This window comes from Larkinella rosea (assembly GCF_003858635.1).
In the GTDB taxonomy this organism is placed as follows: Bacteria; Bacteroidota; Bacteroidia; order Cytophagales; family Spirosomataceae; genus Larkinella; species Larkinella rosea.
In genome coordinates this window covers 125,941-138,682 of record NZ_RQJO01000007.1, presented here as the reverse complement: position 1 = coordinate 138,682, position 12,742 = coordinate 125,941, and the positions used below count along the sequence as shown (strand labels likewise).

Annotated in this window: 4 protein-coding genes; all 4 read right to left on the bottom strand. The window is 51.9% G+C overall.

Going from position 1 to position 12,742, the window contains the following annotated elements:
• Positions 1-54: 54 nt before the first annotated feature.
• Positions 55-975, bottom strand: coding sequence for a PorP/SprF family type IX secretion system membrane protein (locus tag EHT25_RS00860; protein WP_124869224.1), 921 nt, complete (start codon positions 973-975; stop codon positions 55-57).
• A 39-nt stretch (positions 976-1,014) separates the two neighbouring features.
• On the bottom strand, positions 1,015-3,378 hold the full coding sequence (locus tag EHT25_RS00855) for an OmpA family protein (protein ID WP_124869221.1): 2,364 nt from the start codon (positions 3,376-3,378) through the stop codon (positions 1,015-1,017).
• 151 nt (positions 3,379-3,529) lie between these two features.
• Complete coding sequence (locus EHT25_RS00850) at positions 3,530-4,519, bottom strand: PorP/SprF family type IX secretion system membrane protein (protein ID WP_124869218.1); 990 nt, start codon at positions 4,517-4,519, stop codon at positions 3,530-3,532.
• A gap of 4 nt (positions 4,520-4,523) precedes the next feature.
• Positions 4,524-12,725 carry a T9SS type B sorting domain-containing protein gene (locus EHT25_RS00845; RefSeq protein ID WP_124869215.1) on the bottom strand — a complete coding sequence of 2,734 codons (8,202 nt, stop codon included), beginning with the start codon at positions 12,723-12,725 and terminating at the stop codon, positions 4,524-4,526.
• Positions 12,726-12,742: the final 17 nt, after the last annotated feature.

The following is a 12,742-nucleotide window of genomic DNA, read 5'->3' as shown; positions in this document are numbered from 1 at the left end:
CGAGTGCGTCAACAACCGAAAACCGTATACTGAAAACCGTAATAGCCCTTCCGTTTACTGGTATCGAAACTTAATCGGGTTGGGTGTATATCGGAATATGACCTCGTGAACGCTTTTCTGGGGATAAAAGGGGTTTTCGACCTGTCTGCTGCTGAGGGAATACCCCACCCGAATGCTCTTCGAAAGTTCATACTCGGCCATAACAACAAAGTAATTCTGCGTACTGATGAATGTGGCATTATTCGCCCGGTAGGAAAGCGTCAGACCCAGTTTTTGTTCGATCCACAATTTGCCGTTCAGGTCGATACCGAGTGGAAATCCGGACTGGTGAGTTAACAAAATAGAAGGCAAGAAATCAATACTTTCGCCCGCTTTGAAGCGCCCCCCGAAATTAATAAACAACGGACGTTGGTAACGAAGCGGAGCACTTTGTGAGCCCGTCAGCGTCAGCGGACGAGTGACCAGTTCGGGCATGGAAAGCCCGGCCCAGAACCGCTCGGCTTCGTAATAAATCCCGGCCCCAAAACTGGGGACGGCCTTATTGATACTCGTGGAGCTGGCCGGGTCGTAAATAGGTAGTACATTGATTCCGCCCGAAGCTCCAAATGAAAGCTTTGCCATTGACGGAAGCGTAATCCGGTAGGCCAGGCTCGCGTTAAAAGCCGTAGCCGAATAAAGTCCCATCCGATCGTTCAGCGCCTGAAAACCGATCCCGACTTTTCCTCCGGCAACCGCGCCATCGGCACCAAAACTTTGTGTGATTGGAAAACCGGGTCCCTGAAGACCAAACCACTTCCGACGAAACACCGCCGACATCGTCAGACTCTCCCGGGCACCGGAATAGGCGGGATTGATTGTCAATGGGTTAATATGGTATTGCGAATAAAGTACTTCGCGCTGCGCCCATGCCATTTGACTTCCTGCAATCAGCAAGGCAGTGACACCGGCAATTTTCCAGATAAGCGGTCGAATCATTCAGTAGCAGAATTGGGTGTACGAAGGTACAAATTAAAGCTATTCAACCTGAAGTATCTTAATTTCCGTTCGGCGATTGCGTTGGTGTTCGGCTTCGGTACACTTCACTCCGTCTTTGCATTCGTTCAATAATACACTTTCCCCGTATCCACCGGCTTTCATTCGTTTGGCTACAATTCCGCCTTTGACCAGGTAAGCAACTGCGGCCCGGGCTCGTTTCGTCGATAGCGTTTTGTTATACAAGGCTGACCCCCGGCTGTCGGTGTGCGACCGCATTTCAATCCGCATGGCGGGATATTTTTTCATTAAAGCCACCAGTTTGTCCAGCTCAATCGCAGCGTCCGGACGAATCGTCCACTGATCGAGGTCGTAGTAAATGTTATCGATTTCAATAATATCGCCTTCACGAAACATGGTCAGTTCGGTGGTCCCGTCGGCGGCTGGGGTAACGCGGGCACCGGTTGTCCCCATGCAGTCTTTCAGTGCTTCAACGATGTATTCGCAACCGGGCGCGACCGAAAACTCATAATTTCCCTCCGGTCCGGTCACCATTTCCAAAACCGTGCTGTCGCACAGATTTCGCAGAATCACTTCCACACCTTCAATGGGCTGCCGTTCGGAATGCGTTAAAATCCGGCCCCGTATTTTCGACTTCACTGGTTGGGACGCGATTACCTGAGCGCCATTCAACGGAATTTCCAGACGCACTGGCTGGTCATCGGACAACCCTTTGGTCGAAAATCCCAGGCGGTTGGTCAGGTAGCCATTCATCGAAGCCGAAATCCGAAATTCACTTTCGGGGTCCAGGCAAATCCGGATGTTGCCCTCGGCGTCGGTTTGAGTCTGTCGCCGGCCATCCTGCACGTCTTTCTGTTCGATGTCAAGCTGAGCGTTCCCGATGGGCCGTTTCGTTTCCGAATCGAACACGTTGATTGTCAGCTCCCGGCACGCATACAAAGGTCCTTCGCGCCGAAACCGGTAAATATCGTCATCGGCACCGCCGTTCAATCGATTGCTGCTGATAAATCCCAATAGTCGCGCGCCATCGGTAACAATCCCAAAATCGTCCTTCGATGAATTGAGCGGTTCGCCGATATTCTGCACGGATCTGACGACAGTTTTATCGGTTAATTGCGCATAAAAAATATCCAGATCGCCTAACCCGGGATGGCCATCCGACGAAAAATACAGATTGCCCCGATCGTCGACAAACGGGAACAGCTCGTTGCCTTTGGTATTGATTGCACTGCCCAAATTGACCGGTTCCGACCATTTCCCATCTTTCAAACCGGAAACGTACAGGTCCGTTCCTCCAAAACCGCCCGGTCGGTCCGACGAAAAAAAGAGCAGTTTGTCGTTCGGGCTCAGTGCCGGATGCCCGGTCGAGTACTCGTCGCTGTTGAAGGGTAATTCCTGCACATCTCCCCAAACGCCTTTTTTGTCTTCTGCAACATACAGTTTCAGCTTGTTGATTCCATCGGAGCTTTCCCGGTATTTCCCTTTATTGTAATTATTGCGGGTAAAAAACACTTTTGCGCCATCTTTGGTAAACGCAACGGGGCCTTCGTGATACCTGGTGTTCAGCGACCGGCCGAAATTTCGACTTTCACCCGATGATTCTTCCGCACTCAAGGCGGTTTTGGCCGAGCTAAACCCTACGGTCCGGCTATCATTGGCCGTGGGATCGGTATATTCATCTTCGCCTAATGTTCGCAGGGACTTTGTCCGTTTTTTCTTCCGGTTGATCGATGCCCCGCCCAAACTGGCAACGGTTTCGCCCATTACGGCGGCATCGGGCATGTAATACAAATCCAGAAACGCCGAGTTATCCCAGCTAAAAACTCGCTTCAAGGCATTTCCCGGTCGTTTATTGGAGACAAAAACCAACCCTTCCTTGTAATACATCGGACTGAATTCGGCTTTTGTCGTATTGATTTCCAGAAATTCGATTTTGTAATTGCCGGAATTGCGCGACAAAATACTGACATCGTTGTAGAGTCGGGAGAATTGTTTCCCCCGCTGATCGTCGCTCTGGTAGTTACTGTAGCGTTCGTAGATTTCCTGCGATTCTTTGTATTTTCCGTTACTGGCCAAGGCCTGAGCGAAGTAGAGATAACAGGGGATATACTCATTTTTAGGTTCTTTCAGGGAACCAAGCATGGTCCGATATACCCGTTCTGCATTTTGCGTATCCTGGATTTGCCGGTAGCTATACCCCAGTTTCGATAGTGTGGCTAACCGCTCTTCATCCGATAATTTGGTGTGGTTCAGGGCCTGTTCATACAGGTCGATGGCGTTGCTGAAAGCCAGAACATCGAATTGCCGATCCGCCTGTTTAAGCATAGATTGCGCCATCGCTAACCCGGCAAAAAAAATGACCAGACAACACAATAGGTAACGCATATTTCGGGCTTAATTTTGGGATGATGGTGAATCAGGATTTCTCCCGATCCGACAAAAAACCGGTCCTGATCACGTTACCAACCGCGGTAAAATCCACAGTCGATGAGCCGGGATTTCTAACCCCGGACCGGAACGGTTTTCTCGATACAACTCAGAAGTAGCGGGGTGTCAGAATCTTGTTTTTACCAAAGCCCAGTTCATAGCGAAGCATGATTTCGTGGGATGGCAGTTTGAATGTCTGCAATTTGTTCAGCATCTGATCATACGCATAACCCAAACGAATCTGATCCGACAACTGGACCTCCACAATGCCGACAATGGCATCCTGATCGTACACTTTTCCATTCATCAGGGCACTTTCGTAACTGTTAAACTGATTACGTCGGTAGGAAACGCCGACCGCTATCCGATCGGCGATCCACAAATTTAGATTTCCGTCGATTCCCAGGGGTGCGCCTTCCACGTATTTCACCAGTGTCGAAGGTTTCAATTTCAAAACCGGACTTAATCGCACCACAAAACCTGCCATCGCGTAGGCATGGCGCCGTTGTGTGGCCCGTTGAACGCCCGAGTCATAGTCAGTAAGTTTGTTCTTGATCAACTGCGGCACCGAAATGCCAATGTAGGTTTTGTCGTTGCTCAGGTAAATACCGGTTCCGAAATTGGGCAGGATTTTGGAAATGTTCTGCGAAAAAGCCGGATCACCGCCCTGATCCGTTCGAACTTTGAGCAGATCGGCCTGGAAACTGCTGGCGCCGGCCTGCAGGCCCAACCCCAACGTGGAACGGCTTCCCACTTTGATCCGAAAGGCATAGGAAGCATACGCCCCCGTCGTATTGTACTCGCCGATCCGGTCGTTGAACAGTTGCAACCCAAGCCCGATCCGCTCCCGGTTGACGGGCATGTCAATGGTAAATGTGGTGGTCTGCGGTGCTCCTTCGATACCGCCCCATTGATTTCGGTACAAAGCCGTCATGCTCAGCACATCCCGACTTCCGGCATACGCCGGATTCATCGCCATCATATTGAACATATACTGCGAGAACATGTGATCCTGCTGCGCCCAGGCCCGTCCCCCACCGACCAACCCGATCAGCAGCAACGCTACTTTTCCAAACTTTCTGGTACTGCTCCGTATCATTTTTTTAGCGATTAATTGTCATGTATCGAATAAACTTGCGACCGTCGCTCAACTCGACGATGTAGAAATAAGTACCATCGGGCAGTCCTTTGGAACTGGAACCGATTCGCACGCCGGTGTTGGTGGTACCGTCCCAGTCGTTCCTGTAATCGTGGTTGCGGTAAACCGTATTTCCCCACCGATTGAATACTTCCAGCATTACTGTGGCACCGCCCGTATTACGGATGATAAATAAATCATTGATGTTATCTCCGTTGGGCGAGAACCCTTCCGGTATGATTACGTCGTCGGCATTTCGGTTGAAGCTGAGGGGCGTCGCGACGCTTTCATCGGATTCGGTCGGATCGTTATTTCCGTTCAGATCCGGTTCAAAACCATCCGTCGACACATCGCTGACCGTATCGGAACCCGCGGTGGCTTTTGCGTACAGGGTACTGAGATACGGCGTGGTCCGACCATCGGTTTTCACATTCAGCGTTAGCACCAAAGTGTCACTTTTCCCGGCTGCCAGTCTGCTTCCCGCAGCCAGTAATTCCGGATCAGTATCTCCGTTATACGTCGGGCTGATCTGAAGCTGACTTCCGGCCGAAATAACCGGTGTACCATTCAGGCTAAAGCTGGCCCCCGTCGTGGCATTGAATACCTCCGCCAGTTTGTCGGTCAACTGGACATTCGAGAAGTCGGTCAAACCGTAGTTTTTAACAATCACCTGATAGGTCACGTTGTAGCTGCCATCCGCCTGGCGAGCCGTGTCTTTCACGGCCATAGCCACCCCAATGTTTGGTTTCACCGGCAAACCAAGCAGCGTTACACCCGTTGGAGTGCTGTTATTCCGGGGATCGAGGTCATTGTCCGGATCGACATTGGAACCAGCCGTCGATGTATCGGTCAACATCGTACTGCCATCCAGCGTCATGGCCGTACCGATCGCACTATTCTGGAAGACGGTTTTCGAACTGTTGCGTACATCGACCCGAACGGTCAGATTGATATTCCGTGAGGTGTATTTGGGCAAGGTACTTAGGGAATCAATCAGCAGATTGGTCAGCATACCCTGGCCTGTGTAGGTCGTATCAACCGTCAAACCGGCATCAGCCGTCAACACGGGTTTGTTCGGGCCAATCAACACATCGTTTCCAAAGGTATCAGTCAGATTATCCATCACCTGAACCTGTTTCAGGTCATCAGAACCGAGGTTGCTCACCTTAATTGTATACGTAACGTTGTATACCCCCAGTCCCAGATCTTCCAGCTTGCTGATCGATTTGGCCACACCCAGCAGCGACGGCGGCAAATCGAATCGGAAACCGGTCGGTATGCTGCCCAGCGGAGCCGGGTTGAAACCGTTATTCGATAGATCGGTCACAAGGGTGTCATTGTGGATACCCGTTCCGATTACCTGCGTATAGAAAGGCCCGGGCTGGCTGTTTGGTTTGACATTGATCGTCACCAAAACCGTATCCGATGCACCGACCGCCAACGAGCTGTTGGCGCCATCCAGCAGGCTTGATAAATCGCTTCCGTTGTAGTTGGGATTCGGTTTCAGCGTGCTGTTCGTTCCAACAACCGGTGCACTGACAACGCTGTAAGCAACCGGTGCCACCAGACCCGCCACCAGGCTATCCGATAACTGAACCTGTTTCAGATCGGTTTTCCCGTAATTTTTAACCGTTACCTGCAAGGTGACGTTGTAGCTGCTGTCGGCTTTTTCTTCAATCTTCGCTACTGCCAGGGCGACACCAATTTCCGAAGGTGGCGCGGAGTCGAATTTAGCCGGAGTTGGCTCGCTGTTGTTGTTTGGATTACCGTCGTTGTCCGGATCAGGCTTACTACCATTTGTCGAGGCATCATTGATTGCCAAACCATTCAATGTAGCCAGCAAATAAGCCTGGTTATTGAACGTCTTCGTGAGGCTGCCATCCGGATGCAGTCGGACATTGACCTTCAGCAGAATGTGTTCCGTCATACCGGCTTTTAAAACACTTCCGGCCGTAAGCAACTGGATATTCCCAACCCAGCCCGAATAGCCCGGATTTAATTTCAGGGTTGATGCCTTCCCTACCGATGTCGAAACTGACTCGATGACGTGGGGGTCAAACACCGACTGCACATCGTCCGAAACCTGCACATCGGTCGCATCCTGGTCACTGTAATTGGTTAAGGCAATGTCGTAGGTAAACTCAAACAGGCTTTCTTCCTTGTGCCGGACGCCTTTGAGTGCTTTCGCCACCCCGACCATCATCGATTGCGTTACCGTACTGTCTTCGATCGTAACTGTGGCTTTGTTGTTCGACAAAATCGGATCGGTCTGATCGAGGTACGTTATTTCTACCAGATTGACGATCGGTCCTTTGGTCAGGACCCGCGCCGTATAATAGTAGGATATTTCCTCATTTTTGGCAAGGGTGGTAATCCAGGCCCCCAGGTGTCCGTGCGCATCGACTATCAGATTACCCGGCGATACTAATTCCAGCCCCGACGGCAGAATAATCCGAATATCACTGTGAGTCGCCGTACACTCGCCTTTGTTCCCCAGTTTTACGCTGAATGTAATGGTATCACCTACTTTCGGATTCTTCTTATCCACCGAATAAGTCACATACAAATCTGACTGGCAGGTATCCTTGTCACAATCAAAGATGGCCACATCGATCATGGTTGAAGGACTGTAGCAGCCCGAACCGCTCCGTTCAAAGGCAAAGAACATACCATGTCCCACCGAATCCGGCCGCATGACAATCGGTGAAGCCGGATTGTCTTCAATGTGGAATTCAAACACACCACCGGGCGTAAACGGATCGTTTTCAATCAGTTTTGTCAAATCGACAGTATGAGCCGGGCAGGCATTGCGGGCCATCATCGGGGCAATCGGCGATTCAATCGGGTTCTTGACCGTTACGGCAAGGGCTTCCGAAGCAATCGAGGTACATCCTTTTTCATCGACCAGTTGAACTGAATACAAACCAGTGGTTTTTACCAGAATGCGCTGCGCTGTCGCCTTCGTGTTCCAGAGATATTTGTACCCATCCGGTAACGCACTCAACACCACCGAATCACCATGACACAAGACCGGGTTGACCTGTCCGATCGTCGGCTGAATTTTTATGCCTTCGATGGTTAGTTTCAAACTTGCCTGCGCAGCCTTGCAGGGCCCGTTTCCGTCCGGATCGTTCGTGGTAAACGTCAGGTGAACAAATCCGGCCTGAACATCAGCCAGTGAAGGTTTATAGGTTGCATCCAGCAATGAAGCATTATCAAACGTTCCTGTTCCACTGCTGGTCCAGACTGCGCTGGTAGCAGCTCCGCCAATGCTTCCGTTCAGTTTGTAATCTTTTGCCGCGCAAATGGTCGCATCCGGACCAGCCGACACAGTTGCTGGATTGGTTGTACACAATATCACATCATTACAATTAATAATGACGACCATAATCTGGCTGGACAGACTGTAACAACCCGTTGCCGTTTTTTCAACTACGTAATAAGTTCCGGCTTCAACGGATTTGGGATTGGCTACTTTCTGGGCCGAATTGGGAACTGAACTGGTATAAAATTCAAATACACTGCCCGTAAGAGCAACCGAACTACTCAACGCTTTGGTCAGATCGGCTGTGGCAAAGGGACATTCATTCGTGATATTGACCACCAGCGGTTTTTTCACTTTGGGATAAACCTTTACAACCACATCGTTCGATTTACCACTCTTACAGGCGCTTGAAGTACAGCACACTGCGGAATAGGTAGCCGACAGCGCCGGGGTAATGATGATTTCCGGACCTACCTGATTATTTGACCAGATTACATACCCATCACAACCGGCGGCAGTCAATGTAACGGGGCTACCGAAACAGACGGTGGTCATGCTGGCCGTAATCGTTGGTGAAACCGGGCTACCAATTTTTACTGTGCTGAGCGGTGATTTTTCACTGATGCAATCCCCGAGGGAGCAGGTTGCCCAATAGTCAGTTGTCACAACTGGTTTAATCGAAATGTTGGTTCCGGTTTCGCCGGTCGACCAGGTGATCATACCCGGACAACCAACGGCAGTCAACTGAGCCGTTTCACCGGGACATAATACCTGTTTGTCGGCAGCGACGGTTGGCGGATTGAGCGTGATGACCGATACGCTGATCGGTGCAGAAGCTCTACTTGCACACACATCGCTTACGATACAAGTCGCTGTGTAAGGCCGGTTTCCGGTGATGTTGGTGATCACAATCCTACTTCCGGTGGCTCCATTTGACCAGACTACGGTACCGCCTGTACACCCGGTAGCCTGCAACGTTGCTGAACCGCCAGAACACACGACTGATGTTGAGGCTGATACGACAGGAACCGGCACATTGCATTCGCCCTTGATCCTGACAATAACCGGTGTTGGATCACTCAGACACCCTTTAATTTTACAGTGGGCGTAATAGCTCGTTGTTGTAGTCGGGCTTACTTCAATACTGCTGCCTGTCGCTCCCGTCGACCAGATAATCTGACCTCCTGTGCAACCCGTTGCCGATAAGGTCACGGTTTCTCCCGGTTCGATCTCGGTTTTCGACGCCCAAACAACCGGCGGAGTCGGAGTACTAACAACTACAGTATAAGCCTCTGAGGGCGCGCTGGTACAGAGATTATTTTGACACGTTACGGTATAAACCGTCGTCTCCGCTGGCGAAACCAGAATACTCGTTGAGTTGGCTCCGTTCGACCACTGTGGAATACCCGAACAACCCGCTACCGTCAACCGAATCTCATCGCCCAGACAAATATGACCGTCCGTACATTTGCACACCCGGATTGACGGGGTTGGTGGCGTATTGACCTGAACCGTCACTTTTGCCGGATTGCCGTGGCATTGCTCGTTCATTTTACAGGCGGCATGGTATTCCGTTGTCTGGGTTGGATTCACAACCAGACTGCTACCCGTCGCACCCGTCGACCAGACCACGATACCGGCTCCGCAACCCGTTGCGGTTAACGTCACAGGTTGATCTTTGCAAATTGACGTAGCCGATGCAACAACCGTTGGTGTTGGTGCATTGCTGTTCGTAACATTGACGGTAATTTTATTGGAAGCTACGCTGGTACAATTGTATTCCCTGCATTGCGCCGTATAATCGGTCGTCGATCCAGGCATTACCGTCAGGCTATTCCCCGTCGCTCCGGTCGACCAGACGACCTGTCCACTTCCACACCCTTCAGCTGTCAATGTAACGGGCTCGCCCGCACAAATCAACGTTTTTGTAGATTTAACAATCGGGGCCGCCGGATTTACAACGGTTACAGAAAGCGGTTGAGAAGGATCGCTCGTACAACTGTTCACGACACAAGTTGCGCGATACGTTGTATTCGCGGTTGGCGATACCGTAACGCTTGAACCCGTAGCTCCGTGCGTCCAGATAACCGTTCCCGAACAACCCATTGCCGTCAATTGAACCGATCCACCCAGACAGACCACGTCAGCATTGCTATCAACCTGAGGTGGTTGAGGTTTCACGACTGTAATGGTATATGGGTTCGATACCGGACTCAGGCATGCGCCTTGTTTACAAACAACGGTATAGGAAGTTGTTTCCGAGGGAGATACGACAATGCTTGCCGTCGTTTCACCCGTCGACCAAAGAGGTTGGCCTGAGCAAGTCGAAACTGTCAGTGTACTGTTGCCGCCCGGACATATTGTATTATTGGTACTCGAAACCTGGGGCGTAGGAATCGGACCCGTTCGAATGGTTATACCCTGAGACGGTCCGCTGATGCAATTATGGATACGACAGTTTGCATAATAGGTGGTTGAGCCTTGGGGCGTAACCGTAAGAATAGAACCCGTAGCCCCCGTTGACCAGATTATTTTTCCTTCACACCCGGTAGCTGTTAAACTCACTGTACCACCGATGCAGACGTCGGCACTGTTGGCGATGATGGTCGGCGGTTTTGGATCGGATACTTTAATGACAATCGGTTTTGAAGGTGCGCTAATACAGTTGGCCAATTTACATTGTGCGGTATAGGTGGTCGAAACAACGGGAGTCACCACGATGCTTTGTCCGGTTGCATTAGTAGACCAAACAATAATTCCGGCGCAATCCGATGCCGTTAACTCCACGGCGTCACCTGGACAGATATCGGTTATTGTACAGGAGAGGATCGGCGGTTCTGCAGAACAGGTCGTACATTGTACTCCCGTTATCATTACACTGGCCGATTCCGAACTCGTACAGCCATTCACAGTTTGCGTTACCGAATAGAATTGGCTAGCCACGGCAGTCGGCTTGACTGTTACTACAGAACCGGTTTGTTCTGACAATCCCGCGCCTGTCCAGTGGAAAGTGGCTCCAACTGCGCCCTTAGCCGTCAGGGTAATTGTTTCTCCAATACAAGATGTTGCGGATGGAGAAACCGATAGCTGCGGTTTTTCTGGCCCACCAGGGGCTGTCAATGTTGCAGTAACCGGATTACCACTACATGAACCCGAAGTGACTGTGATACTATATGAACCGGATGAAAGCGCGGTTAGTGTAATCTGACCATTTGCTTCAACATTGGTGGTTTGATTTATGACCTCTCCATTGTTTCGACGATAACTGATTTCATAAGACTGATCCGGTATAAGACTTCCAAGAACAATACTGCCATCCTTGCTATCGGAACAGGTGGTTGGATTTGTAGTTGTTTCAACCACCACCACCGGTAAGGGGTTGACCACCACACTGATCGTTTTGGTCACACTACAGCCTCCCTCGCTGACCACCACCGTGAACGTGCTGGTCGTGCTCAGACTGCCCGCCGTGACACTGCTGCCGCTGGTGCCACTCAGGTTAGGACCACTCCACTGATACGTTACACTGCCTACATTCCCCGAGGGGGTGGCCGTCAGCGTCACACTGCCTCCCGCACACACCGCACTCACCGAGGATACCACACTTGCGTTCAGATTACACCCCACCCCACAAACCCCCACATTCACACTGGTCGTCTGAGCCGTACTGCACCCGCTGGCGTTGGTCACCACCACCGTATAACTGCCACTATTCAAGCTCGTGGCATTGGCAAGCACCGGGTTCTGAAGAGTGCTGCTGTAGCCATTGGGGCCCTTCCACCCATAGCTGCCCCCTCCCGAGGATGTCAGCTGGATCGACGCTACCCCACTGCTGCACAGCGTGCTGGCCGATACATTGCTCACCACCGGCAAGGGGTTGACCACCACACTGATCGTTTTGGTCACACTACAGCTCCCCTCGCTGACCACCACCGTAAACGTGCTGGTCGTGCTCAGACTGCCCGCCGTGACACTGCTGCCGCTGGTGCCACTCAGGTTAGGACCACTCCATTGATAACTCACCGCTCCGGTATTGCCCGAGGGGGTGGCCGTCAGCGTCACACTGCCTCCCGCACACACCGCACTCACTGAGGATACCACACTCGCATTCAGAGTACACCCCACCCCACAGGTGCCTACATTCACCGCCACTACCTGCACGGCACTGCACCCGCTGGCGTTGGTCACCACCACCGTATAACTGCCACTATTCAAGCTCGTGGCATTACTGATCACCGGGTTCTGAAGAGTGCTGCTGTAGCCATTGGGACCCTTCCACCCATAGCTGCCCCCCCCCGAGGATGTCAGCTGGATCGACGCCACCCCACTGCTGCACAGCGTGCTGGCCGACACATTGCTCACCACCGGCAAGGGGTTGACCACCACACTGATCGTTTTGGTCACACTACAGCTCCCCTCGCTGACCACCACCGTAAACGTGCTGGTCGTGCTCAGACTGCCCGCCGTCACACTGCTGCCGCTGGTGCCACTCAGGTTAGGACCACTCCACTGATACGTTACACTGCCTACATTCCCCGAGGGGGTGGCCGTCAGCGTCACACTGCCCCCCGCACACACCGCACTCACCGAGGACACCACACTCGCATTCAGAGTACACCCCACCCCACAGGTGCCTACATTCACCGCCACTACCTGCACGGCACTGCACCCGCTGGCGTTGGTCACCACCACCGTATAACTGCCACTATTCAAGCTCGTGGCATTGGCAAGCACCGGGTTCTGAAGAGTGCTGCTGTAGCCATTGGGACCCTTCCACCCATAGCTGCCACCCCCCGAGGATGTCAGCTGGATCGACGCCACCCCACTGCTGCACAGCGTGCTGGCCGACACATTGCTCACCACCGGCAAGGGGTTGACCACCACACTGATCGTTTTGGTCACACTACAGCCCCCCTCGC